Source organism: Kurthia huakuii LAM0618 (assembly GCF_000505545.1).
GTDB classification, from domain to species: domain Bacteria; phylum Bacillota; class Bacilli; order Bacillales_A; family Planococcaceae; genus Kurthia; species Kurthia huakuii.
Genome location: NZ_AYTB01000007.1, coordinates 371,378 through 395,363 on the forward strand (window position 1 = coordinate 371,378; position 23,986 = coordinate 395,363).

A 23,986-nucleotide genomic window follows, 5' to 3' on the forward strand; every position below is an offset into this window, starting at 1 on the left:
TTTCGTCGCAAATGTCCGTTTTTCTTGTGATAAATTGTATGCTAATGATGATATACCACCGATTTTTTTCCTGCAGCGTTTGAATATGTACTGTCAATGTAGCCGTTTAGGTCGTTAATCCCTAAAATTTGTACTGGTACATTTTTCGTTGTTGTTGATTTGGCATCTACAGCAGGCGCCACCGCACAAAGTAATGCTGCTGTAGCACCTAATGACACTAGAAATTTTGAACGAACCAATCTAAAGTCTTCCTAATGATACATAATATAGTTATAAAATCATTATAATTCAAAAGAAATAGATTCTCAATTATGTATTTAAATACATGGTTAAATGTAATTAAATGGATTCATTCGCCGTGTTTTGTGGTCACAAAATAAACATAATTAGTACGACAAAAAAGCTATTTAACTAGCATCTAAGCGACAATCATAGAATAATAGAAGGTAGAACGATTGAAATGAAAGGAAGCAATAATTTGACGACTTGTATACAGACAATGCCGGCAGTAAAAGTGTTTTTTGAGGAGCAAGAACTTGGTGAGATTCGTTCGTGTAATGAGCCACCTTTTTTATCGAAAGGTCAGCGTACGAAACGAAGCTATGAGGCAGTGACATTAGAGCAACGATTAATTGGTAAATTTCAGCCGCATTTTATGGAATTAGCGAAAGGATACGAATTAGTGTTGCCGACATATGGCACGATTTTAGATACGACGAGATTTGAACAGAGTTATCATACGTCTGTGCGCGGTGTCGTGTATGAACTGCGTAACGTAGCGCAGCGCTATGAATATGTAGTAGATGGCGCTGTCAAAATGATTCTGGCCGTTGATGAGTGTGTGACGATTATTAAACGGACAGATGTCGCGTATCATGAGCAATTGTTAGTTGCGATGCTTGCGCTCGAATTGGCCGCATAGTGCGCAGAGGAAGGTTGAATGAAAATTCAGCCTTTTTTTAATGGGAATAGCGGGGGCCACGTAGAAAAAAGCAGGAATCTAATAGCGTGATTCCTGCTTTGCACTTTATCATGTACGATGTTTTACATAACGGTACGATAAAGTCCTACTACTTTGCCTAAAACCGATACTTTTTCAACGATGATGGGAGCCATTGTTGAGTTTTCAGGTTGTAAGCGGAAATGATGCTCTTCTTTATAGAAGCGTTTAACTGTTGCTTCGTTTTCTTCGGTCATCGCCACAACGATATCGCCATTATTAGCGGATGTTTGTTGTTTTACGATGACATAGTCACCATTTAAAATACCTGCTTCAATCATGGAGTCACCCATAATTTCTAACATGAAAATCTGGTCATCGGACGTTGCATATGACGATGGGATCGGGAAATACTCTTCAATATTTTCGATTGCGGTAATCGGTAAGCCCGCTGTTACTTTTCCAACAAGGGGCACATGCAAGACATCTTTTTTCGTGATTGAGCCACCGATTGGGTCTAATATTTCAATAGCGCGAGGTTTTGTCGGATCTCGACGAATCAAGCCTTTGCTCTCTAAGCGAGCTAAGTGACCGTGTACGGTAGAGCTAGATGCTAAACCAACGGCTTCACCGATTTCGCGCACTGAAGGTGGATAGCCTTTTGTGCGTACTTCTTCTTTAATAAACGCTAAAATATCTTCTTGTCGTTTTGAAACTTTCTTCATTTTTTTCACCTCACCTAGTTTATGCCTATTATATTCAAAGTATAGCAAATACGAACAAACAATGCAAACGTAAGTTCGAAAAAACATTGACACGAATATTTGTTCGTTTTAAAATAGGAACAACTATTCGAAAGGGTGATGTTCGTGATAACGTGGATGAAGAAAAATGGTGCAACGGCAGCAATATCGGCAATTGTAGTATGGAGTATACTTCTAACAATACATGGGCTTTTCGAGACAACCGATGTTGGTACGGTGAAAGTCGAATATGGTGATACGTTGTGGACGTTAGCCGAACGTTATAAAGGCGATATGGACCGCGAAGAGTGGCTGCTATCGGTGAAGCGACAAAATAACATCTATGATGATCGCTTGTTTGTTGGCGATGAACTGAGCGTGCCAAATGGTCAACAAAGCGTAGAAGAAATCGAAGTCGCGACAAATAAATAAAGACGAAACACTTGCGTTTAAGGCATTTTTTTCATACCTTTGTAGTAGTGATTTATGAAGGGAAGAAAAAATATGTTACCACAAGCAAAAATTAACCGCATTAATGCATTAGCCAAAAAGAAAAAAGCTGGTACGCTAACGCAGGAAGAAGCAAAAGAACAATCAGCACTTCGCCAAGAATACTTGCAAGCATTTCGCGGCGATATGCGCCGTACAATTGAAAATGTGCGCGTGATGGACCCAGAAGGCAATGACGTAACGCCAGAAAAACTAAAACAAATTCAAGCGATGAAAGCGAATTTAAAGCGCTTAAATTAATAAAAACAGTAGACGTTGTCGGACGTCTGCTGTTTTTTAATTCCTAGTTAGAAATTTTTTGAGTGATAAAATATTTTGAAAATTGGAATATTTTTTCATGGCACTTACAATTGGTTGAAAAATCATTGTATTCTTTAACAATTTTGACTAGACTGTATGTAGTACAATATTTTGCTTATTTTAGAAAGGATGTCTATATTACAATGACGCAACAAGCAGATCAGTTAGCAATTAACACGATTCGTACTTTATCAATCGATGCGATTGAAAAAGCAAACTCAGGTCACCCAGGTTTACCAATGGGGGCAGCGCCAATGGCTTACACGCTTTGGACAAAACAAATGCACCACAACCCTAAAAACCCAACTTGGTTCAACCGCGACCGCTTCGTTTTATCAGCAGGTCATGGTTCAATGTTACTTTATAGCCTACTTCACTTAGGTGGCTATGGTCTTGAAATGGAAGAAATCAAAAGCTTCCGCCAATGGGGTTCTAAAACACCAGGTCACCCAGAGTTCGGTCACACAGTCGGCGTTGAAGCGACTACAGGTCCATTAGGTCAAGGGATCTCAATGGCAGTTGGTATGGCGATGGCTGAAACACATTTAGCTGCAACATACAACAAACCAAACTATGACGTAGTCGATCACTACACATTCGCACTTTGCGGCGATGGCGATTTAATGGAAGGTGTTTCTGCAGAAGCAGCTTCACTTGCTGGTCACTTAAACTTAGAAAAACTGATCGTTTTATACGATTCAAATGACATCTCATTAGATGGTGATTTAAACAAATCATTCTCTGATCAAACAGCAGCTCGTTTCAAATCTTATGGCTGGAACTACATTTTAGTAGAAGATGGTACAGATGTTGAAGCAATCAATACTGCAATTGAACAAGCAAAAGCACATGAAGGCCAACCAACATTAATCGAAATTAAAACAGTAATTGGCTTCGGTTCTCCAAATAAATCTGGTAAATCAGATTCTCACGGTGCGCCACTAGGTACCGATGAAGTAGCATTAACAAAAGCAGCTTACGGCTGGGAAGGTGAGGATTTCTTCGTACCAGAAGAAGTTTATACAACATTCAACGATGCAGCAGCAGCAAGTGCACAAGTTGAAGCGAACTGGAATGAATTATTCGCTGGCTACAAAGCAGCATTCCCAGAGCTTGCAACACAATTTGAACAAGCAATCGCTGGTAAATTACCAGAGAACTTTGATGCAGATTTCCCTGTATACGAAACGGGTAAATCAGTAGCGACACGTTCATCTTCAGGTGACGTAATTAACGCTATCGCAAAAGCGGTCCCATCATTCTTCGGTGGTTCTGCTGACCTTGCAGGCTCAAATAAAACAACAATCAAAGGTGCAGGCGACTTCTCAGCGCAATCACCAGAAGGCCGCAACATTTGGTTCGGCGTACGTGAATTTGCAATGGGTGCAGCACTTAACGGTATGGCACTTCACGGTGGCTTAAACGTCTTTGGTGGTACGTTCTTCGTATTCTCTGACTACGTGCGCCCAGCAATTCGCTTATCAGCACTAATGGGCTTACCTGTCACATATGTATTCACACATGACTCAATCGCTGTCGGTGAAGATGGTCCAACACATGAACCAATCGAACATTTAGCGGCATTACGTGCGATGCCAAATCTTTCTGTAATTCGTCCAGCAGATGCGAACGAATCAGCAGCAGCGTGGAAACTAGCCTTAACATCTGAATCAACACCTACAGCATTAGTACTTTCTCGTCAAAACTTACCAGTTCTTGACGCAGCAAAAGAAACGGTATACGAAGGCGTTGCAAAAGGTGCATACGTTGTATCACCAGCGAAAAAAGACGTAGCAGATGCAATTTTAATCGCAACAGGTTCTGAAGTTGGTTTAGCTGTTGAAGCACAACAAGCATTAGCTGCAGAAGGAATTGACGCACAAGTTGTTTCAATGCCAGATATGGCTCGCTTTGATGCACAAGATGCAGCATACAAAGAGTCTGTATTACCGAAAGCCGTAACAAAACGTTTAGCAATCGAAATGGCGGCATCATTCGGTTGGCATAAATATGTTGGTTTCGACGGTGATGTTCTTGCAATCGATACATTTGGTGCTTCTGCTCCAGGTAATAAAGTAATCGAAGAATATGGTTTTACTGTTGACAATGTTGTTTCAAAAGTAAAAGCACTTTAAGAAATCTTTAAAAAAGGGGAAAACGTCTAAAAAGGCGGTTTCTCTTTTTTGTTTTCAGCGTTTCAGCTGACAATTTCTTTGTGAACGAACGATGAAATTCCGCAAACGCTAGTAACGATAAAGTTTTTATTGTATAATGACTTTCGGAGAGATTTATCTCGTGTTATGCAAAAGAGGAGGAAACTACGTGAATACAGCATTAGCTATCGTTCTTATCATTGTAGCCCTTATCGTGGGTGCTGTCGGCGGTTTCTTTTTGGCTCGTCAATACATGATGAAATACCTTAAAGAAAATCCACCAATCAATGAAGATATGCTTCGTATGATGATGACGCAAATGGGCCGTAAACCATCTGAAAAACAAGTACGTCAAGTTATGTCTCAAATGAATAAAGCAACTGACCAACAACTTGGTAAAAAAAATAAAAAGTAATCGTTAAAATAGCTGCCTGACAACTCAACATTGAGACGTTTAGGTAGCTATTTTTAATAGGGGGAATGATTTGATGGCAAAAAAACAACAACGCCAGGCCCAGGCGCAAGCGGGTGCAAAAAAACAGCAAGACGATAAAGTAACAGTAGCCGACCAACTCGGTGGCGACTTATTAGCGCAATTAAAAAACGCGAAAAAAGAATTACAACAAAAAGAGCAAGACGACAAGCAAGCTGCTAAAGAGCGCGCGGCAAAAGAGAAAAAGCAACGCGAGAAAAACATGTCATTTTCGGAACTGTTAGATGAATATGGCTTTGGCGATACAAAGTCAAAAAAATAATGATAAAAGCAGGAATCATCCAATGCGGAGATTCCTGCTTTTTTTTAGTCGCGATGCGTCGTATAAAGTTCCTTTTTCGTGACGTTGGCAATGGCCGCATAATCAAAATCTGGTGAGATACGATTGTAGGCGTCAATATTTTGCGTCAGTTGTTCAACGCTTGAAGCGCCAACGATTGTACTAGCGACAACATCATGCGCCAAATTGTAGCTTAGCGCCGCTGTCAGGACATCTGGATACATATCGTTAATAGTACCTAATGTTTCGATTAATTGTGGCTGCGAATACGATAAATAGCCATCATGTTTTGCGAGGCGCGCCGGCCAATCATTCGTTAATAACCCTTTCGCAATCGTGCCGCGTGACACAACCGAAGCTCCTTGCGCTCGAATAAAATCAAACCATTCTTCAGGACGGCGGTCAAGTGCGCTATATTGCATCATGACACCATCTGCTGCGCCGAGTGGTAAAAATGTTTTCAGCACATTTGGGCGAATCGATGAAATACCATAGGCGCGAATTAAACCTTGTTTTTTTAATGTTTCAAACGCATCGATGACGTCACTAAATGAATCATCAAGCGTGCCACCATGCAGTTGATAAAAGTCGAGATAATCCGTTTGCAGGCGCGTTAAGCTCTCTTTTACAGCGTTCATAATATGCTCTTTTGAAGCATTCCAGTGCCATCCTTCACGCTCAGCATTCCACACGTTGCCAACTTTTGACGCAATATAAACGTGCTCGCGCTTCGCTTTTAGTGCTTCGCCGACAACCCGTTCATTATCTCCTCTATTATACAGGTCTGCCGTATCAAAATAATTAATGCCGTGGTCAATGGCGACATCGATAATTCGGTTGGCTGCTTGCTGGTCCATAGGCAGTGACATACAACCAAAACCTAATTCTGAAACGTGCAGCTCACTTTGTCCTAATGTTCGTTTGCGCATAGTAAACGCCCCCTTTTAAAACATGGTACAATGAATAACAGCAAAAGGAAAATGATAGGAGAAAAAAATATGGTTAAATTTGAAGAAAAAACGATTGCAACCGAAGCGATTTTTAGCGGCCGCGTAATTGACGTGCAAGTCGATACGGTGACGCTACCAAACGGTGAGCAAGCGAAACGTGAAATCGTCAAACATCCCGGAGCGGTCGGTATTATTCCGATTACAGCAGACGGCAAGTTGATTGTCGTTGAGCAATACCGCAAAGCACTGAATCGCTCCATTGTTGAAATTCCAGCAGGTAAAATCGAACCGGGCGAAGAGTTGACGGTCTGTGCGCTTCGTGAGCTAGAAGAAGAAACAGGTTATGGTACGCAAAACCTAACGTATTTACAAGAAGTTGTGACATCGCCCGGTTTTTGTGATGAAGTCGTCCATATTTTTGTCGCGCGCGATATTTTTAAGCTCGACGACCCAGCAGCATTAGATGACGATGAATTTGTCGACATGACGGCTGTTACATTAGAAGAGGCGCAGCAATTAATGGCACAAGGTGCGATTTGTGACGCGAAAACAATCATTGCGGTGATGTGGCTTTATAATCAGCGACAGAAATAGAATCATTCTTATGTAGAAACTGCTAATTCAAGTGAAAATAGTTGATTTTTTATGATAGTTCGCTAATATAGTGCATGTAGCAATTACTAATTGAAAATCATTTTATATTTATTCTAAATTAGTAATAATTCTAATGTAATTAAAACATATCATATTGAAAACGTAATTTATAGTTTGGTATAATAGGAACAGTTTAGGGGGGCGTCATATGGAAAGCCGTATTGATCGTATTAAAAAACAACTACATGGTGCGAGCTATAAACTGACGCCGCAGCGTGAAGCAACGGTACGCGTGCTTTTAGAAAACGAAGAAGATCACCTCAGTGCTGAGGATGTTTATTTACTCGTAAAAGAAAAAGCACCGGAAATTGGGCTAGCGACAGTTTATCGTACGTTAGAGCTTTTAACAGAGCTTAAAATCGTCGATAAAATTAACTTCGGTGACGGAGTATCACGCTATGATCTTCGTCAAGAAGGTGCAGCTCACTTCCATCACCACCTTGTTTGTATCGAATGTGGCGCCGTTGATGAAATCCAAGAAGATTTGCTTGAAGATGTTGAAGCAGTCGTTGAAAAACGTTGGAATTTCACAGTTAAGGACCACCGCTTAACATTTCACGGCATTTGCTGGCGTTGTAATGAACGTCACGCAAACGACCATGAATCATAAAACTTCCTATTTGAGTAAATAGGATGGCATAATAAGTTTATAGCTTAGAGGAAGGATGGCAGATGCTGTCCTTTTTTTGTTGGAGGGATTAGATGAAGCAACAAGCAGAGGACGCAGTAGCAGATTATGTGCATTTTTTACGCGTCGAACGACAACTAGCAGACAATACATTACAGTCATATCGCCGCGATTTAGTGCGTTATGTGACCCATATTTTTGATGTACAACAACTTAAAGATTTTCATGAGATTGAACGCGTTCATATTTTAGTGCATTTAAAGGAACTGCGCGAAGCAGGAAATTCAGCGCGTACGGTATCGCGCCATATTTCGGCCATTCGCTCATTCCACCAGTTTTTATTGCGCGAAAAACGCTGTGATACGGACCCAACGTTACATATTGAATTGCCGAAATTAGAGCAGAAGTTGCCGGAAGTGTTAACGATTGCACAAATTGATGGGCTCATTAATGCGACATCAACCGCTAAGCCGCCAGCGAATAGCCGCGACCGCGCGATGTTAGAGCTACTTTATGCGACCGGCATGCGCATCTCTGAATGCATCGATTTAAATATAGATGATGTTCATTTGACGATGGGCTTTGTGCGCGTCTTTGGTAAGGGTGGCAAGGAGCGTATCGTACCGATTGGGCGGACGGCGATTGCGGCGTGTGAAACGTATTTAAAGCAAGCGCGCTTTCAACTTGAAAAGCCAGAAAATCGCACAGAAGCGTTATTTTTGAATCAACGGGGGAAAAGACTAACGAGACAAGGCGTATGGAAATTGTTGAAAGCCTACGCTGAGAAAGTCGGCATTGAAAACATGACGCCGCATATTTTCCGCCATTCGTTTGCGACGCATTTAATCGAAAATGGTGCTGATTTGCGTGCTGTACAAGAGTTGTTAGGACATGCGGATATATCGACGACGCAAATTTATACGCATATTAGTAAGACGCGTTTACGCGAGGTTTATAAGGAATTTCATCCACGCGCCTAATTTTTTTACGAAAGTCAGAGGTCCGACGTTTATTTTTCGTCAAAATTTGTTAAAATAAAAGTATTGATAGGAGGGTTCATGTTATGAAACCATTTAAACGTATTCACTTAATCGTTATGGACTCTGTCGGTATCGGCGAAGCCCCAGACGCAGCAAACTTTAACGATGTAGGAGCTGATACTTTAGGGCACATCGCAGAACAAATGAAAGGGCTTCATATGCCAACGATGGAACGCCTTGGCTATTCAAATATTCGCAGCTTAATCGGCCGTGAAAATTTACAAGGTATGACAAGCGTCGCGAAACCAGACGCCTATTTTGGTTATATGCAAGAAGCTTCGGTAGGGAAAGATACGATGACAGGACACTGGGAAATTATGGGTCTAAACATTGACAAACCGTTTAAAGTTTATCCACAAGGCTTCCCAAAAGCATTACTAGATGAATTGGAAGCGCGTACAGGACGCAAAATTTTATGTAACTTACCGTACTCAGGTACCGAAGTGATTGAAGATTACGGGAAAGAGCATATGGAAACAGGTGCGTTAATCGTTTACACATCGGCAGATCCGGTGATGCAAATCGCAGCACATGAGGATATTGTGCCGTTAGAGGAGCTTTACAACATTTGTAAAATCGCCCGTGAACTGACACAACAACCAGAATTTTTAGTTGGTCGCGTTATTGCGCGTCCATTCGTTGGCGAGCCAGGAAGCTTTACACGTACCGCAAATCGCCATGACTATGCATTAAAACCATTTGGCCGTACGGTGATGAATGAAATGAAAGATGCGAATTTAGATGTAATCGCGCTCGGTAAAATTTCAGACATTTACAACGGTGAAGGTGTCACAGAAGCGATTCGTACGAAAAATAACACAGATGGTATGGACAAATTAGTCGATGTCGTAAAACGTGATTTCCACGGTTTATCGTTTTTAAATTTAGTGGATTTTGATGCCAACTTTGGCCACCGCCGCGACCCACTTGGCTACGGCGAAGCACTCGAAGAATTCGATCGTCGTTTACCGGAAGTATTAGAAGCGATGAACGATGACGATTTATTATTAATTACAGCGGACCACGGCAATGACCCAACGTTCCCTGGCACCGACCATACGCGTGAATATGTGCCACTAATCGCGTATTCAAAACGTTTTGTTAATGGTGGTAAAGCGTTGCCGCATATGCATACATTCGCATCACTTGGCGCGACAGTAGCCGACAACTTTGATGTTGCCTTACCCGCATTCGGTCATAGCTTCTTAGATGCATTAAACGATTAAATTTTTTAACTTAATGAAATGAGGGATTATGCGATGCGCATGGTAGACATTATCGAAAAGAAACGTGATGGACACGAATTAACAACCAAAGAAATTCGCTTTTTTATTGAAGGTTATACAGACGGTACGATTCCAGATTATCAAGCGAGCAGCTTGGCGATGGCAATTTATTTCCAAGATATGAGCGACCGTGAACGCGCGGATTTAACGATGGCAATGGTCGAGTCAGGTGACCAAATCGATTTATCAGCGATTGATGGCGTTAAAGTCGACAAACATTCTACCGGTGGTGTTGGCGATACAACAACGCTAGTATTAGGCCCATTAGTAGCGGCTACAGGTGTTCCGGTTGCAAAAATGAGTGGTCGCGGACTTGGTCATACAGGTGGAACAATCGATAAATTAGAAGCGATTGAAGGCTTCCACGTCGAATTAACGACTGAACAATTTGCGAAACAAGTCAACGATATTAAAGTAGCGGTGATTGGCCAATCGGGCAATTTAACACCTGCCGATAAAAAGTTGTATGCACTACGCGATGTGACGGGTACGGTATCAAGCATTCCGTTAATTGCGAGCTCGATTATGAGTAAAAAAATTGCTGCAGGTTCAGATGCCATTGTTTTAGACGTTAAAACAGGTGACGGCGCGTTTATGAAAACGAAAGAAGATTCGATTAAACTCGCGAAAGCGATGGTGAAAATCGGCAATGACGTTGGACGTAAAACGATGGCCATTATTTCGGATATGGACCAACCACTCGGCTCAGCAATCGGTAATGCACTAGAAGTAAAAGAAGCGATTGACACGCTGCAAGGTAATGGACCGGCAGATTTAACGGAGTTATGCTTAACATTAGGTTCTCAAATGGTCGTTGTCGCAGGGCATGCGGAAACGCTTGAAGAAGCGCGCGCGCAATTAAAAGACGTCATCGCGAGCGGCAAGGCATTGGCTGTCTTTAAGCAATTTATCGCTGCACAAGGCGGTAACCCAGCAGTAGTTGACGAGCCATCATTATTACCACAAGCAGCGTATACAATAGAAGTGCCTGCCACACAAGCGGGCTTTATTGGTCATATTGTAGCCGATGAAATTGGGACAGCGGCGATGCTATTAGGTGCTGGCCGCGCTACAAAAGAATCTGAAATTGATTTAGCAGTTGGCTTAATGTTGCATAAAAAAGTCGGCGATGAAGTGTGTGAAGGGGATTCACTTGTAACCATTTACGCAAATCGCGAAGATGTACAAGACGTCATCGATAAAATTTATGAAAATATTGCAATCGTTGAGGCAAAACCGGCGATTCCAGCATTAATTGAAGAAATTATTACAGCTTAATCGTAGGCTAAAAGGTTAGGAGACTCCTCCTAGCCTTTTTTGTTTGTACAAATATTGACAACATAGAGCGCTCGGCATACGATGAAACACAACGACGATAGAAAGAAGGAACAAATCATGGATTTACAACAATTAGTTGCTTATCGTAGAGAGTTACATGAGCATCCAGAACTATCATTTCATGAATATGATACGACAAAACGTTTAACAGCATGGCTAAAAGAGGCGGGTATTCGGATTGTCGATTTTGGTTTAAAAACGGGCGTTGTCGCGGAAGTTAGTGGCACAAAAAAAGGGCCGCTAATCGCTTTACGAGCCGACATTGATGCATTGCCAATTGTTGAACAGTCTGGTGTCGCGTTCACGTCAAAAAATGATGGTGTTATGCATGCTTGTGGTCATGATTTTCATGCGACATCGATGCTTGGCGCCGCAAAATTATTACAAGCGCGTGCAGATGAATTACACGGTACAGTCCGCATTATTTTTCAGCCGGCAGAAGAAGTCGCACAAGGGGCCGATTATGTCGTAAAACAGGGTGTATTAGACGGCGTATCGGCGATTTTTGGTATGCACAATAAACCAGAGTTACCGGTTGGTACAATTGGCGTGAAATCGGGGGCGTTAATGGCGAGCGTGGACCGTTTTGAATTGGATGTTGTTGGCATTGGTGGTCATGCTGGTATTCCAAATGACACGATTGACCCAATCGTTATTGCCTCGCAAATTGTTGCGAGCTTCCAATCGATTGTTAGCCGCAATTTAAGCCCGTTTAGTAATACGGTCGTGTCCGTGACAAAATTCCAAGCAGGAAATACGTGGAACGTTATCCCCGAAAAAGCTGAGTTAGAAGGGACTGTGCGCTCGTTCCAAGAGGCGGACCGTGAGTTGACCGGCAAGCGTATGCGTGCATTAGCGGAAGGCATTGCCGCAAGTTATGGTGCAACAGCAGATTTTCGCTGGTTCCCATATTTACCGGTCGTTGATAATGCACCGGCATTTGAAGCGGTGGCGCGTGAAGCAGCAGAAGCAATAGGCTATACAGCCGTAGAAGCCATTCCAAATCCAGCAGGTGAAGATTTTGCCTTTTATCAACAGACAATCCCTGGATTTTTCGTTTGGATGGGTGTAGATGGTCCGCATGGTTGGCATCATCCGGCATTTACGTTATCAGAAGATGCGCTGAGCGTGGCGGCCAATTATTTTGCCGAGCTTGCCGTCCGCGTATTGGCTCAGTGGCCAGCAGCGTAATGTGTAGCACGTTCATTTTTTGAACGTGCTTTTTTCATATGGCTTATGACGATTTAGCTAGGAGCTCAGATAGCGTGTTTTAGATACAACATAATTAAAAATAACCGTCAATGCTAGGTGAATAGCATGGCAAAAATAGTAACGATTTGCTTGGCATGTGCAAAATCAAAAATAATTATGCATGTTATGGCGATAGTTACAAAAATGTTGTAACAAAACTTTACAAAAACGGACAAAAAATGCCCGTTAGAGACGCAATAGACGCGGTTTTTGTTCGTTAATGGGCTTTTTTAGCAGCGTGTTGCCAAAAAATCGGCGTTGTCGCGATCGACAGTGTCGTTTTTTGAATAAATGACATGGCATCTTTTTGACGCGAATTTTATGTGTGGAAAATGCCCGTCAGAGCGTCAAAATCGACCGCTTTTGCCCTTTTTTCGGTGAAAAAGCGCCCAAATGACTCAGCAAAAATAGTAACGATATGATGTTTCAGTTGTAAATAAAAATTTTCATTGACAACCTATGCAACATGTTTAGTAAAAGCGGCTTTTTTCATAAGCGTATTCGCCTTGTTTGGCACTTATTTTCAACTATGTCGTATCTAAAACACGCTTCATGGGCTCATAGCTTATTTCTGATGAGTGATTTCTCATCAGCGATTTACAAAAGGTCTGCTTGATTTTTGAAGGTGTCTTGTGAAAATAGCACGCCATGATTTTTCATCCAGACTTTATATGGAAGAAACTACAGAAATTCATTCATTTATACAGCGATATACATAAAAATCCAAAATAATTAGGTTTATTACTTTTTTTATGTTAAAGTTCTGAGTATAATAATTTTTATGAATATTTCAACAGTAGAGTTAGGGGAGAATAGTTATGCATTTATATGGGACACAAACGATTACACCAGAAGGTCATTTAGCGATTGGTGGCGTTGATACAATCGACTTAGCGAATGAGTATGGCACGCCTTTATTCGTTTATGATATTGCCCTTTTCCGCGAACGCGCACGCGGTTTTGTCGATACGTTTAAAAAAGAAAATGTCAAAGCACAAGTGGCGTATGCCTCAAAAGCCTTTTCAGCAGTAGCGATTTATCAAGTCGCAAAAGAAGAAGGGTTATCGGTCGATGTCGTATCGGGCGGTGAACTGTTCACAGCATTGAAAGCGGGCTTCCCGACTGAAAAAATCCACTTCCACGGTAATAATAAAAGCGTTGAAGAATTAACGTATGCACTTGAGTCGAAAATCGGCTGCATCGTTATCGATAATTTTTATGAAATCGATTTACTAAAAAAATTAACGCGTGAACGCCAACAAAAAATGGCCGTATTAATTCGTGTAACACCGGGTGTTGAGGCACATACACATGACTTCATTACAACGGGTCAAGCAGATTCAAAATTTGGTTTTGATTTATCAAATGGACAAGCAGATGAAGCGTTTAAAGCGTTATATGAAGATGAGTATTTAGCATTACAAGGTATGCATTGCCATATCGGCTCACAAATTTTTGAAACGGAAGCATTTAGTTTAGCGGCGAAAAAAGTAGTCGATAAAATGGCGGAATGGAAGCAACAATATGGCTTTGAAGCGACGGTGTTAAATCTTGGTGGTGGTTTTGGTATCCGTTATACAGCAGAGGATGCGCCATTAGAACCAGCTGTTTATGTGGATGATATGATTAAGGCTGTAAAAAAAGAAGCGGCTGAATTTAATATTGAGTTACCAGAAATCTGGATTGAGCCAGGCCGTTCATTAGTAGGGGACGCGGGTACAACGCTTTATACGGTAGGCTCTCATAAAACCGTACCAGATGTGCGTGAATATATTGCAATCGATGGTGGGATGAGCGACAATATTCGCCCAGCACTTTACGAAGCAAAATATGAAGGGGCGATTGCGAACAACATGAATGCGGCGCTAACGACAAATTACACAGTGGCCGGTAAATTATGTGAATCAGGCGATAAAATTATTGAAGATATTGAGCTACCGGTCGTACAAACAGGTGATATTTTAGCAACGTTCTGTACAGGTGCGTATGGTTATTCAATGGCTTCAAACTACAATCGCGTTGGCCGCCCAGCCGTTGTATTCGTTGAAAATGGCAAACATCAGCTCGTTGTTAAACGCGAAAGCTATGCAGATATGGCGAAATTAGATCTCGATTTACAGTGGTAATGGATTCCTAATTATTGGAAATAATGTTGCATCGTTCGATTTTTTCGTGTAGGATAGTCAACGTGAAGTTTGAGGCGAAAAAAGAAGAGGGATAAAAATATGTTATATCGTTATAAAAAAGCATTCGAAAAAATAGCGATGGGGCTACTTTCTTTCATGCCAGAAGAGAAAAATCTCAAGGTATTGCAGCAAACGATTCGTATGTATGATAGCGAAGATGCTTGGCAGCTTTACTTATGGAAATGCGAAGAAGATTATATCGGCTTAGTAGGTGTCGAAAAACAATCGGATCAATGGATTGTACGACATATTACGGTCGATCCGTCTCACCGCGGGGAAGGAATTGGGCGTCAAATGCTTGAAGCTGTTGCGGCAGAAGAAGCGTGTGGCGAATTAGTGCCTTGTCAAATTGTGCAACGTTATTATGATAATGTGGCGACAAAAATTGCAAAAGAGAATGCCCATCTTTAACGAAATAAAAAAAAGAGGATTCCTGCGTAGAGCGGGAATCCTCTTTTTTAATGATGTTTGGCGGCTAGTCGCTCAGCGCGTAATAAAAGGACGTCGTCGCGATTGCGCAATTTATGTTTGTCACGAAGAAAGGCCGTGCTTAGTTCGGGAAGTGTCACGGTCGCAACTTGTTCGGCGAGTGCTTCATCAACAATTGAAATCGCAAATGCTTTGAAGTGCGCTTCTGTTTGTACTTGTTGCTCGATATGTGTAAGTTGTGACAAGAGCGTTGCCATATCGATGCCGCGGTAGTAAATGCTCGTACGATGCCTACGCAAATGACGTGACGCTTTTTTTAAAATCGTTTGCGCGCCGCGGTAGTTGCCACGTCGCCAGTGATACATGCCGGTTGCGAGTTGGATAAAGCCGACAAGCTCGTGGTCGCGAATGCCTGGTGCGACCTCTTTCCAATGCTCCTCTAACACTTCATGGCACTCAAAATAGTCGCGATTGCGGTTGAAATAACTTAAAAATAACACGAAAGAACGTTTGTACATTTTGCTTCCTTTCCTCTATACTTTAGATTGAATCTATTTTTTGTCAGGATGATGTGTATGTCTTACGAGGTAAAGCTGGATGCTTTTGAAGGACCTCTTGATTTATTATTACATTTAATTCACCGCTTGGAAATTGATATATATGATATACCAATGAAAGAGATTACTGCTCAGTATATGGAGCATTTACGAGCGATGCAAGTATTAGAACTGAACGAGGCGAGCGAATATTTAGTGATGGCCGCAACGTTGCTTGAAATTAAAAGTAAAATGCTATTGCCCATTCATGAAGGGGAACTCGATGATATTGAGTTAGAAGTTGATGACATTGACCCGCGTGATGAATTAGTGGCGCGCTTAATTGAATATCGTAAGTTTAAAGAAGCGGCATTCCAATTGAAGGAGCGTGAGGAGGAGCGCGTACAAATGTATACGCGTCCGCCAAGTGATTTGTCGCAATATATGCAAGACGAACAAATGCAGCTAGAGTTGTCAGTCAACGTCTATGATATGGTCGCGGCATTCCAAAAAATGCTGAAACGTAAAAAAATGCGTGCACCGCTCACGACGCGTGTAGCGAAGCAAGGGCTCACGGTAAAACAACAAATGCAAACCGTTATTGAGACGTTAAAGTCGCTACATGGGCGCGCCGAGTTTCATGAGCTGTTTTCAGCCGACGACCGCGAAACGCTTGTTGTGACGTTTTTATCGTTATTAGAATTAATGAAGCGTCAAATCGTTACGGTAGAGCAACAGCAAAACTTTGAGCAACTTTTTGTTCAACTACGAAAGGGAGACATCGACGATGAACAATTTGACACCATTGATGAGTAATATAGAAAGTTTATTGTTTGTTATCGGTGAGGACGGGCTAACGTTACATCAGTTAGCGCAATTGACAGATAGCGAGCCGCTTGACGTGCAAAAGTCGCTCAGCGAACTGATGGCGCGCTATAACAATGATGATACGCGCGGCATTATGTTAAAAGAGCTTGCCGGGACGTATCAGCTTGTGTCAAAACCGACAAATGCTGCAGTGATTGAAAAGCTTGTTGAAAATCCACCGGTGCAAAGCTTGTCACAGGCGGCGCTTGAAGTGTTGGCAATTATTGCGTATAAGCAACCGATTACGCGTGTGGAGATTGAAGATTTACGTGGTGTAAAATGTGAGCGTCCACTGCATACGCTAAATCAAAAATTATTAATTCAAGAAATTGGCCGCGTCGAAGGAACAGGACGCGCGATTTTATATGGCACGACAAGCGAGTTTTTAAACTATTTTGGCTTGAATCGCGTCGAAGATTTACCGCCGCTTGAAGTGGAAGAATTTGAACTAGATGAAGAACAAGATTTATTTATGTCGAAATTCCAAGAAGCTTTTACGCAAACAAAATAGCTTTTTGGTGAAAAATCTTGTAAAGTAGTACAAGCAATACAATACCGTCGGGAGACGATTGAGAGGGTTTTTTAATGATGGAACGTTTACAAAAAGTAATTGCGCATGCAGGAATCGCGTCGCGCCGTAAAGCAGAACAATTAATTTTAGATGGCCAAGTAAAGGTCAATGGGAAAGTCGTACGCGAATTAGGCACAAAAGTAACGCCAACAGACCGCGTCGAAGTGGATAATGTGAAAATTGAACAAGAAGATAAAGTTTACTTCTTACTATATAAACCACGTAATACGATTTCAGCGGTAACAGATGACCGCGGTCGTGATACGGTTGTTGATTTATTCAAACAAGTAACGGAGCGTATTTTCCCGGTAGGACGTCTTGATTTCGATACAACAGGCGCGCTTATTTTAACGAATGATGGCGAGTTTGCGAATGTGTTAACGCATCCAAAATACAATGTTGAAAAAACATATATTGCGACAATCAACGGCTTGATTAAACGTGAAGAAATCCGTAAATTAGAGCGCGGTGTTATGCTAGAAGATGGTAAAACAGCGCCTGCAAAAGTGCGTGTTATTTCAGCTGATGCGAAAAAAGGCAAATCAATCGTGTCATTAACAATTCATGAAGGCCGTAACCGCCAAGTGCGTCGTATGTTCGAAGCGATTGGTTATCGCGTAAGTAAATTAAAACGTGAGCAATTTGGTTTCTTAACAACATACGGCTTAAATGCTGGTGATTGGCGTGAATTAACGCCGCATGAAGTAAAACAACTTCGCGCGCTTGCACAAACAGGTAAAATCGGTAAATAATAAAACGAGCGGATAAAGTCGAAGTGTCGATTTTATCCGCTTTTCTTCATTTTTTGTACATAATTACGCGCTATGATAGCGTAGGGGGAGTGCCAGCATGAAAAAGAAGCGAGTTTGGATACGCGGCGCGATTATTGTGGTGCTTGCTGTAGCGATTGTCTATACGATTTATAGCGCGGTAACAAAAGAGCAACACGCGCTCTTACAAGTTGGCGATATGGCGCCGAACTTTACGTTGCAAGACTTAGATGGCAAACAGCAAACGCTAGCGGACTATAAAGGGCAAGGCGTCGTCTTAAATTTCTGGGGGACGTGGTGTGAATCATGCAAAAAGGAAATGCCGGCATTTGACAAATACTATCAACAATTCAAAGACCGCGGCGTACAGATGCTTGCGATTAATGTCGCCGAATCGGATTATGCCGTAAAAACATTTGTACAACAATATGATATGACGTTCCCGGTTGCCATTGATCATACGAAAAGCGTCGTGCGTACATATAATATCGAGCCATTGCCAACGACGATGCTCATTAATGAACACGGCGAAATCGTCAAAATCATTACCGGGGAAATGACCGAGCAAGATATTAAACAGTATATGACGATGATTCAACCAAAATAGAGGTGAGAATGATGCAATGTGATTGTGGCCATAAAAATGCAAGCGGCGCACAACTATGTGAACGCTGCGGGAAACCATTAACGACCGACCTAGATATGCGCTATGATGGCGCGGTTATTCGTTCAAAAACAAAAAAGAAAACATTCATCGATAAAATTTGGGCGCTGTTTGCGAATGTGAAGTTTGGCGTGTTATTAATTGTGTTAACGCTCGTTGCAGCGGCACTTGGTACATTGTTGCCGCAAGTGTTGTTTGTTGATACATCTAAGTTTGCGTCCGAACGTGAAGCGTATACGGCAGGGTATGGTGTATTTGGTACGCTGTATTACGACATCGGTTTGGCGTATTTATACAATTCATGGTGGTTTCAAACGCTCGTGTTAGCGCTTGCTGCGTCGATTATTATTGCGAGTATTGACCGTGGCGTACCACTTTTTAAAACGCTTTACAATCAACATGTCGTCAAGCATGACAATTTTTTAAAGCGCCAACGATTTACGCTAACGGTCAAAGCAGATGCGATGACGTTTGACGAGGCGACAGCTGTCTTAACGAAAAAACGTTACCGCGTGCGCACAGATGGCGATTCTTTGCTTGCTGAAAAGGGACGCTTTGCACGTTGGGGGCCGTATATTAATCATGTCGGCTTAATTATTTTTTTAAGCGGCATTATGTTGCGTCTTGTACCGGGCTTTTATGTCGACGAGGAAATGTGGGTGCGCGAAGGCGATACGACTGCCATTCCAGGAGCACCAGGGTATTATGTGAAAAATAATGAGTTTATATTAGAAACATATGACGGTGAACGCGTAGAAGATGCTGTCAATTCAGTCGCTAAAAAATATGAAACGCAGGCGACGCTTTATAAGGGCGAGTTGTTAGCGGGGGATACAGCGAACTTAGAACGAGTAAGCGATGTATCAATTGAAGTGAATCATCCAGCGAAGTTTGACGGCTATGCACTTTATCAAATGGATTATCGCCTTGATGAATTAAAAACGATGACCTTTCAATTAAACGATAAAACGTCTGGGCGTTCTTTCGGCGATGTGACGATTGATTTAGCGAATCCACAACCACGTTATACGTTAAACGGTGGGGCGAGTGTAACATTAGACGGCTATTATCCAGATTTTGATGGCTTTGATGGGGACGGTGCGCCGCATACGAAGTCTCCAAATCCAAACAATCCAGCCTTTTTATTTACGATGTATACGCCAAAAACACCGCAAGGCGAAACGAGCTTCACCCAAATTCAAAAGACGACTGAACCACTAGGCGAAACGCGTTATAAGATGACTTTTAAATCAGCCGAAACGCGTGATATTACCGGTCTTAAAGTGCGTAAAGATGTGACGATGCCGATTTTACTTGTTGGGGGCATTATCTTTATGTGCGGCTTAATGATTGGTTCGTATATGAGCCATCGTCGCATCTGGGTGAAACAAACGGCACAAGGCTTTGTGCTCGCAGCCCATGCGAATAAAGCCGGTTTTGCGTTTAAAAAAGAGCTTCGTCATGTGAGCGAACAACTACATGTTAATGCGTTTCATGATAAGCAAGAAAAGGAAGGTGACGATGATGCTTCTTAGCGTCAGTAGTACATTATTATTTACGGCCTTTTTATGTTATTTAGTCGCGACTTTATTATTTGGAGGAGCGGTGCATGATAAAAAGCAGCAACAGCAACGTTCGCATAAACGTTTTGCACTGTGGGCTGTCATCGTGACTGTTCTCGGATTTTTAGCGAATGTCGGTTATTTTTTAACGCGCTGGCTCTATACGGGACACGTACCGCTAAGTAATATGTTTGAGTTTACGACGGCATTTGGGATGTTTATTGTCGGTGCATTTTTACTCTTGTATGCGCTCTACCGCGTCGCAGCGCTCGGCTTATTTGTGTTGCCTGTTGCCATTATTATTATTGCGTATGCCAGCATGTTTCCGAGTGAAGTCGAGCCGCTTATTCCGGCGCTTAAAAGTTATTGGCTTACGATTCACGTCTTAACGACAGTCATTGGTGAAGCGATTTTAGCAATTAGCGCTTTTAGTGGTCTCATTTATTTATTGAAAGTGATTGATTTGAAGAAGCGCTCGATGGAACGCTTTTGGCTAGAATTTATTATGTATACGCTCGTTGTCGTCATTGGTTTTGTGGCGGTCACGACGTACTTCAATATGACCGGCTACGAGGCGACGTATACCTATGTCGATAAAGAGGGGGAACAGGCGTCGATTACGTATGCCACACCACCGCTTATTGGTATGCATCAATATGAAGCACAAACGACCGGCCATATGGAACCGCTTGCTGCAACACCGGCATGGATTAATGCGAAAAAACTGACGACCGTGATTTGGTCGGTGCTCGCTGGGACGTTGTTATACGGCGTGTTGCGTCTTGTGTTCCGCAAACGGTTGGCGGCAGTTTGTCAGCCATTCGTGCAAAAAACATCGCTGCCATTACTTGACGAAATGAGTTATCGCTCAGTATTAATCGGCTTCCCGGTATTTACGCTTGGCGCATTGATTTTTGCGATGATTTGGGCGCAGGAAGCTTGGAGCCGTATGTGGGGCTGGGATCCAAAAGAAGTATGGGCGCTCATTACGTGGCTGTACTACGCTTCATTTTTACATTTACGGCTGTCGCGCGGCTGGGAAGGCAAGCGTTCAGCATGGCTTGCGGTCGGCGGCTTTGCGATTATTATGTTTAATTTAATCGCTGTGAATTTAATTATTGCTGGTTTACACTCGTATGCGGAGTAGCCAACTTTCTTTCCTTTTCATTTTGAAAGGGTAATTGTACAATAGAAGTATCGCAATCTAGGAGGGATCAGCTTGGAAGAGCAAATCAGAATTTTAGTAGTAGACGATGAGGATCGCATTCGTCGTTTATTAAAAATGTATTTAGAACGAGAAGGGTACGAGGTCGATGAAGGTGAAAATGGTGTGCAAGCTGTTGAAATGGCTTCAACCCGTGATTACCATGCCATCGTGTTAGATATTATGATGCCAGAAATGAATGGCTTAGAAGCATGCGCGGCCATTCGCGAAACCCAAGCGACGCCGATCGTGCTGTTAACAGCAAAAGGTGAAGAAGCAAACCGCGTTGAAGGTTTTGAAACGGGTGCGGACGATTACATTGTGAAACCATTTAGCCCACGTGAAGTCGTGCTGCGTATTAAAGCGATTTTACGCCGTTCAGCGACCACTTCACCGATTTCAGCGACTGCCTCATCAAAAGATTTAGTCGTCTTTAAACATTTAACAATCGACCATGATGCGCACCGCGTGACAGCAGATGGTACCGAAGTGAACTTAACACCGAAAGAATATGAACTGCTTTACTTCTTAGCGAAAGCACCGGACAAAGTATTTGACCGCGAGCAGCTCTTAAAAGAAGTATGGCATTATGATTTCTTTGGCGATCTTCGTACAGTCGATACGCACGTTAAACGTTTACGTGAAAAGTTAAATCGCGTGTCAGAAAGCGCAGCGAAGATGATTGTTACCGTATGGGGCGTTGGCTATAAATTTGAGGTTGTAGATGAAGATTAACGTTTGGAATAGTATTGTCGGGAAGCTATGGGGAACCATATTGCTTCTCGTTTCATTTGTACTGTTTGTTTTTACGGTACTGATGCTTGAATTTCTAAACAACTACCATACACAACAAGCTGAAAAATCATTGAATCAAGAGGCGGCCGTCGTCGCGCGCATTATGGACGACCACCATTACTCATTAAAAGAAACAAAAAGCATTTTAGCGGATATTATTAGCGACGAAACAAATGCGCTCGTTGCTGAAAAGCCTGGTGATGTGTTGATTTCATTGCAGTCTGGCGAAAACCAACAAGCGATTCGTGATGAAATTACACAGTCCGAGAGCTTAAATAAGGCATTTACGTCGAAGAGCCCGGTCATTAAAGAGATGATGTTGCCATCAGCGACTGATAAAAATAAAAAAGAATCGTATATCGTCATGGCATACCCGATTGAAACGACGTCGGCTGAGCATGGCGTCATTTATATTTATCAAAGTCCCGATGCTATTCATCGTACGACTGAGGAAACGACGAAAATTGTCTTTTTATCGGCTGCGATTGCACTTGTGTTAACGACGTTGTTTTCATTTTTCCTGTCGTCGCGTATTACGCGCCCGCTGCGTAAAATGCGTCAAGCGGCGTTTGATTTAGCGAAAGGGAAGTTTGATACGAAAGTGCCGATGTGGCAAAATGACGAAATCGGACAACTCGGCACGGCCTTCAACCAAATGGGGCGTCAGCTTAAACATCACGTTGAAGTCATCAATCAAGAAAAAGAACAACTTTCAAGTATTTTGACGTCGATGACCGACGCGGTGATTACGTTTAATAAAGACCGCACTGTGTTGTTAAGCAATCCGCCGGCAGAGCTCTTACTGCAAGATTGGTTTATTAATAAAGGTGGCGATAGCGAAAAGCCGCTACCGATTGAAATGTATCATATGCTCGATCACGTGTTAGAACTAGAAGAGCAGTTGCAAGAAGAGCTTGAAATCGACGGCGTCTATTATATTATTTTGATTAGTCCACTCTACAGTGCAAGTGATAAAGTGCGCGGCGCGGTGGCGGTCATTCGCGATCAGACAGAGGAGCATCGCCTTGAAAAACTGCGCTCAGATTTTATTGCCAATGTGTCGCATGAACTGCGTACGCCGATTTCGATGTTGCAAGGGTATGCAGAAGCAATTGTTGATGATATCGTTCAAGATGAAGAAGAGCAAAAAGAGATTATTCGTATCATTTATGACGAATCACAACGGATGGGGCGTTTAGTCAATGATTTACTTGACTTAGCGCGTATGGAATCAGGCAATATTACGCTTTACGAAGACATCCGACCGATTAATGCGACATTCGAGCGCATTACGCAAAAATTTGTCCAACGTGGTCGAGAAAAAGACATTGACGTGTCGTTTGAAACAGCCTTTAATCATGAGGCGACGCTTATGATTGATGAGGACCGCATTGAACAAGTGTTAACGAACTTAATCGATAATGCCATTCGCCATACACCACATGGCGGTCATGTGAAAGTATTGGTCGACCAGCAAGTGAATTTTGCGCGTATTCGCGTGCAAGATGATGGTGCCGGCATTCCAAAAGAAGATTTGCCATATGTTTTTGAGCGCTTTTATAAAGCTGATAAAGCACGGACGCGTGGCAAAGCGGGAACAGGTCTTGGTCTAGCGATTGCCCGCAATATTGTCGAGGCACATAAAGGTCGTATTTTAGTAGAAAGTACGGTAGATGTGGGTACGACATTTATGTTCTATTTACCATTAGAAGAAATGTAACAGAGGTAGGGACTCGCTCCCGCCTCTTTTTTCTGGCTAAATTTAAGTCTTGAAAAATAATATCTCGAATTTAAAGTATTTACGCTTTACAAATGTTTCGTTGTTATGTATGATAA

At 42.3% G+C, this 23,986-nt stretch carries 26 protein-coding genes; 22 read left to right on the forward strand and 4 right to left on the reverse strand.

Annotation, left to right across the window (positions count from 1 at the left end; translation table 11 throughout):
* Nucleotides 1-41: 41 nt before the first annotated feature.
* Complete coding sequence (locus V514_RS19605; RefSeq protein WP_051392421.1) at nucleotides 42-239, reverse strand: hypothetical protein; 198 nt, start codon at nucleotides 237-239, stop codon at nucleotides 42-44.
* A 239-nt stretch (nucleotides 240-478) separates the two neighbouring features.
* Between V514_RS19605 and V514_RS0103600 the strand changes: the two genes are divergently transcribed.
* Nucleotides 479-922, forward strand: coding sequence for a hypothetical protein (locus tag V514_RS0103600; protein ID WP_152528934.1), 444 nt, complete (start codon nucleotides 479-481; stop codon nucleotides 920-922).
* A 122-nt stretch (nucleotides 923-1,044) separates the two neighbouring features.
* Here V514_RS0103600 and lexA read toward each other — a convergent pair whose 3' ends face one another.
* Complete coding sequence (lexA, locus tag V514_RS0103605) at nucleotides 1,045-1,665, reverse strand: transcriptional repressor LexA (protein WP_029498371.1); 621 nt, start codon at nucleotides 1,663-1,665, stop codon at nucleotides 1,045-1,047.
* Between the two features lie 138 nt (nucleotides 1,666-1,803).
* On the opposite strand from lexA, the gene yneA reads away from it, so the two are divergent.
* The 5 genes from yneA to V514_RS0103630 all read left to right on the forward strand — a co-directional run bounded on the left by yneA (nucleotide 1,804) and on the right by V514_RS0103630 (nucleotide 5,401).
* The gene (gene yneA / locus V514_RS0103610) at nucleotides 1,804-2,115 is read left to right on the forward strand and encodes a cell division suppressor protein YneA (protein ID WP_081714988.1); all 312 of its coding nucleotides are present in this window, start codon (nucleotides 1,804-1,806) and stop codon (nucleotides 2,113-2,115) included.
* Between the two features lie 72 nt (nucleotides 2,116-2,187).
* The gene (locus tag V514_RS0103615) at nucleotides 2,188-2,433 is read left to right on the forward strand and encodes a DUF896 domain-containing protein (protein WP_029498375.1); all 246 of its coding nucleotides are present in this window, start codon (nucleotides 2,188-2,190) and stop codon (nucleotides 2,431-2,433) included.
* Between the two features lie 203 nt (nucleotides 2,434-2,636).
* The gene (tkt, locus tag V514_RS0103620; RefSeq protein ID WP_029498377.1) at nucleotides 2,637-4,628 is read left to right on the forward strand and encodes a transketolase; all 1,992 of its coding nucleotides are present in this window, start codon (nucleotides 2,637-2,639) and stop codon (nucleotides 4,626-4,628) included.
* A 187-nt stretch (nucleotides 4,629-4,815) separates the two neighbouring features.
* Nucleotides 4,816-5,061 carry a YneF family protein gene (locus tag V514_RS0103625; protein WP_029498379.1) on the forward strand — a complete coding sequence of 82 codons (246 nt, stop codon included), beginning with the start codon at nucleotides 4,816-4,818 and terminating at the stop codon, nucleotides 5,059-5,061.
* 73 nt (nucleotides 5,062-5,134) lie between these two features.
* Complete coding sequence (locus V514_RS0103630) at nucleotides 5,135-5,401, forward strand: YqkE family protein (protein ID WP_029498380.1); 267 nt, start codon at nucleotides 5,135-5,137, stop codon at nucleotides 5,399-5,401.
* Between the two features lie 44 nt (nucleotides 5,402-5,445).
* Here V514_RS0103630 and V514_RS0103635 read toward each other — a convergent pair whose 3' ends face one another.
* A complete protein-coding gene (locus tag V514_RS0103635) occupies nucleotides 5,446-6,348 on the reverse strand; it encodes an aldo/keto reductase (RefSeq protein ID WP_029498381.1) in 903 nt (300 codons plus the stop codon).
* Nucleotides 6,349-6,417: 69 nt separating this feature from the next.
* Here V514_RS0103635 and V514_RS0103640 point away from each other — a divergent pair, with 69 nt between their 5' ends.
* The 8 genes from V514_RS0103640 to V514_RS0103675 all read left to right on the forward strand — a co-directional run bounded on the left by V514_RS0103640 (nucleotide 6,418) and on the right by V514_RS0103675 (nucleotide 15,163).
* Nucleotides 6,418-6,963 (forward strand): NUDIX domain-containing protein, encoded by a 546-nt coding sequence (locus V514_RS0103640; RefSeq protein ID WP_029498382.1) that lies wholly within the window; start codon nucleotides 6,418-6,420, stop codon nucleotides 6,961-6,963.
* A 208-nt stretch (nucleotides 6,964-7,171) separates the two neighbouring features.
* On the forward strand, nucleotides 7,172-7,633 hold the full coding sequence (gene fur / locus V514_RS0103645; protein ID WP_029498383.1) for a ferric iron uptake transcriptional regulator: 462 nt from the start codon (nucleotides 7,172-7,174) through the stop codon (nucleotides 7,631-7,633).
* A 92-nt stretch (nucleotides 7,634-7,725) separates the two neighbouring features.
* Nucleotides 7,726-8,631, forward strand: coding sequence for a site-specific tyrosine recombinase XerD (gene xerD / locus V514_RS0103650; protein ID WP_029498384.1), 906 nt, complete (start codon nucleotides 7,726-7,728; stop codon nucleotides 8,629-8,631).
* Between the two features lie 83 nt (nucleotides 8,632-8,714).
* Complete coding sequence (gene deoB, locus V514_RS0103655) at nucleotides 8,715-9,917, forward strand: phosphopentomutase (RefSeq protein ID WP_029498385.1); 1,203 nt, start codon at nucleotides 8,715-8,717, stop codon at nucleotides 9,915-9,917.
* Between the two features lie 33 nt (nucleotides 9,918-9,950).
* The gene (locus V514_RS0103660; RefSeq protein ID WP_029498386.1) at nucleotides 9,951-11,255 is read left to right on the forward strand and encodes a pyrimidine-nucleoside phosphorylase; all 1,305 of its coding nucleotides are present in this window, start codon (nucleotides 9,951-9,953) and stop codon (nucleotides 11,253-11,255) included.
* A gap of 117 nt (nucleotides 11,256-11,372) precedes the next feature.
* Nucleotides 11,373-12,506, forward strand: coding sequence for an amidohydrolase (locus V514_RS0103665; RefSeq protein ID WP_035944205.1), 1,134 nt, complete (start codon nucleotides 11,373-11,375; stop codon nucleotides 12,504-12,506).
* Nucleotides 12,507-13,384: 878 nt separating this feature from the next.
* Nucleotides 13,385-14,692: a diaminopimelate decarboxylase gene (gene lysA / locus V514_RS0103670; protein WP_029498388.1), complete on the forward strand. Its 1,308-nt coding sequence runs from the start codon at nucleotides 13,385-13,387 to the stop codon at nucleotides 14,690-14,692.
* Between the two features lie 99 nt (nucleotides 14,693-14,791).
* Nucleotides 14,792-15,163 (forward strand): GNAT family N-acetyltransferase, encoded by a 372-nt coding sequence (locus V514_RS0103675; RefSeq protein WP_029498389.1) that lies wholly within the window; start codon nucleotides 14,792-14,794, stop codon nucleotides 15,161-15,163.
* Nucleotides 15,164-15,210: 47 nt separating this feature from the next.
* On the opposite strand, the gene V514_RS0103680 is transcribed toward V514_RS0103675, so the two are convergent.
* The gene (locus V514_RS0103680) at nucleotides 15,211-15,699 is read right to left on the reverse strand and encodes a DUF309 domain-containing protein (protein ID WP_029498390.1); all 489 of its coding nucleotides are present in this window, start codon (nucleotides 15,697-15,699) and stop codon (nucleotides 15,211-15,213) included.
* 57 nt (nucleotides 15,700-15,756) lie between these two features.
* Between V514_RS0103680 and V514_RS0103685 the strand changes: the two genes are divergently transcribed.
* The 8 genes from V514_RS0103685 (at nucleotide 15,757) to V514_RS0103720 (ending at nucleotide 23,870) form a co-directional block, all read left to right on the forward strand.
* The gene (locus V514_RS0103685) at nucleotides 15,757-16,533 is read left to right on the forward strand and encodes a segregation/condensation protein A (protein ID WP_029498391.1); all 777 of its coding nucleotides are present in this window, start codon (nucleotides 15,757-15,759) and stop codon (nucleotides 16,531-16,533) included.
* Nucleotides 16,505-17,095, forward strand: a complete 591-nt coding sequence (scpB, locus tag V514_RS0103690) for an SMC-Scp complex subunit ScpB (protein WP_029498392.1) — start codon at nucleotides 16,505-16,507, stop codon at nucleotides 17,093-17,095. The genes V514_RS0103685 and scpB overlap by 29 nt, the downstream gene beginning before the upstream one ends.
* Nucleotides 17,096-17,172: 77 nt before the next feature.
* Nucleotides 17,173-17,907, forward strand: coding sequence for a pseudouridine synthase (locus tag V514_RS0103695; RefSeq protein WP_029498393.1), 735 nt, complete (start codon nucleotides 17,173-17,175; stop codon nucleotides 17,905-17,907).
* A 97-nt stretch (nucleotides 17,908-18,004) separates the two neighbouring features.
* Nucleotides 18,005-18,532, forward strand: coding sequence for a thiol-disulfide oxidoreductase ResA (gene resA, locus V514_RS0103700; protein WP_029498394.1), 528 nt, complete (start codon nucleotides 18,005-18,007; stop codon nucleotides 18,530-18,532).
* An 8-nt stretch (nucleotides 18,533-18,540) separates the two neighbouring features.
* On the forward strand, nucleotides 18,541-20,124 hold the full coding sequence (locus tag V514_RS0103705) for a cytochrome c biogenesis protein ResB (RefSeq protein WP_035944206.1): 1,584 nt from the start codon (nucleotides 18,541-18,543) through the stop codon (nucleotides 20,122-20,124).
* Nucleotides 20,111-21,298 carry a c-type cytochrome biogenesis protein CcsB gene (gene ccsB / locus V514_RS0103710; protein ID WP_029498396.1) on the forward strand — a complete coding sequence of 396 codons (1,188 nt, stop codon included), beginning with the start codon at nucleotides 20,111-20,113 and terminating at the stop codon, nucleotides 21,296-21,298. Before V514_RS0103705 ends, ccsB begins: the two co-directional genes overlap by 14 nt.
* Nucleotides 21,299-21,370: 72 nt before the next feature.
* The gene (locus tag V514_RS0103715; protein ID WP_029498397.1) at nucleotides 21,371-22,090 is read left to right on the forward strand and encodes a response regulator transcription factor; all 720 of its coding nucleotides are present in this window, start codon (nucleotides 21,371-21,373) and stop codon (nucleotides 22,088-22,090) included.
* A complete protein-coding gene (locus V514_RS0103720; RefSeq protein WP_029498398.1) occupies nucleotides 22,080-23,870 on the forward strand; it encodes an ATP-binding protein in 1,791 nt (596 codons plus the stop codon). Before V514_RS0103715 ends, V514_RS0103720 begins: the two co-directional genes overlap by 11 nt.
* Nucleotides 23,871-23,986: the final 116 nt, after the last annotated feature.

What these genes read in the sequence shown, in the direction of transcription:
- lexA (WP_029498371.1), bottom strand. Translation starts at nt 1,665, where the DNA reads ATGAAGAAAGTTTCAAAACGACAAGAAGATATTTTAGCGTTTATTAAA.
- yneA (WP_081714988.1), top strand. Translation starts at nt 1,804, where the DNA reads ATGTTCGTGATAACGTGGATGAAGAAAAATGGTGCAACGGCAGCAATA.
- V514_RS0103615 (WP_029498375.1), top strand. Translation starts at nt 2,188, where the DNA reads ATGTTACCACAAGCAAAAATTAACCGCATTAATGCATTAGCCAAAAAG.
- tkt (WP_029498377.1), top strand. Translation starts at nt 2,637, where the DNA reads ATGACGCAACAAGCAGATCAGTTAGCAATTAACACGATTCGTACTTTA.
- V514_RS0103630 (WP_029498380.1), top strand. Translation starts at nt 5,135, where the DNA reads ATGGCAAAAAAACAACAACGCCAGGCCCAGGCGCAAGCGGGTGCAAAA.
- V514_RS0103635 (WP_029498381.1), bottom strand. Translation starts at nt 6,348, where the DNA reads ATGCGCAAACGAACATTAGGACAAAGTGAGCTGCACGTTTCAGAATTA.
- V514_RS0103640 (WP_029498382.1), top strand. Translation starts at nt 6,418, where the DNA reads ATGGTTAAATTTGAAGAAAAAACGATTGCAACCGAAGCGATTTTTAGC.
- fur (WP_029498383.1), top strand. Translation starts at nt 7,172, where the DNA reads ATGGAAAGCCGTATTGATCGTATTAAAAAACAACTACATGGTGCGAGC.
- xerD (WP_029498384.1), top strand. Translation starts at nt 7,726, where the DNA reads ATGAAGCAACAAGCAGAGGACGCAGTAGCAGATTATGTGCATTTTTTA.
- deoB (WP_029498385.1), top strand. Translation starts at nt 8,715, where the DNA reads ATGAAACCATTTAAACGTATTCACTTAATCGTTATGGACTCTGTCGGT.
- V514_RS0103660 (WP_029498386.1), top strand. Translation starts at nt 9,951, where the DNA reads ATGCGCATGGTAGACATTATCGAAAAGAAACGTGATGGACACGAATTA.
- V514_RS0103665 (WP_035944205.1), top strand. Translation starts at nt 11,373, where the DNA reads ATGGATTTACAACAATTAGTTGCTTATCGTAGAGAGTTACATGAGCAT.
- lysA (WP_029498388.1), top strand. Translation starts at nt 13,385, where the DNA reads ATGCATTTATATGGGACACAAACGATTACACCAGAAGGTCATTTAGCG.
- V514_RS0103675 (WP_029498389.1), top strand. Translation starts at nt 14,792, where the DNA reads ATGTTATATCGTTATAAAAAAGCATTCGAAAAAATAGCGATGGGGCTA.
- V514_RS0103680 (WP_029498390.1), bottom strand. Translation starts at nt 15,699, where the DNA reads ATGTACAAACGTTCTTTCGTGTTATTTTTAAGTTATTTCAACCGCAAT.
- V514_RS0103685 (WP_029498391.1), top strand. Translation starts at nt 15,757, where the DNA reads ATGTCTTACGAGGTAAAGCTGGATGCTTTTGAAGGACCTCTTGATTTA.
- scpB (WP_029498392.1), top strand. Translation starts at nt 16,505, where the DNA reads ATGAACAATTTGACACCATTGATGAGTAATATAGAAAGTTTATTGTTT.
- V514_RS0103695 (WP_029498393.1), top strand. Translation starts at nt 17,173, where the DNA reads ATGGAACGTTTACAAAAAGTAATTGCGCATGCAGGAATCGCGTCGCGC.
- resA (WP_029498394.1), top strand. Translation starts at nt 18,005, where the DNA reads ATGAAAAAGAAGCGAGTTTGGATACGCGGCGCGATTATTGTGGTGCTT.
- V514_RS0103705 (WP_035944206.1), top strand. Translation starts at nt 18,541, where the DNA reads ATGATGCAATGTGATTGTGGCCATAAAAATGCAAGCGGCGCACAACTA.
- ccsB (WP_029498396.1), top strand. Translation starts at nt 20,111, where the DNA reads ATGATGCTTCTTAGCGTCAGTAGTACATTATTATTTACGGCCTTTTTA.
- V514_RS0103720 (WP_029498398.1), top strand. Translation starts at nt 22,080, where the DNA reads ATGAAGATTAACGTTTGGAATAGTATTGTCGGGAAGCTATGGGGAACC.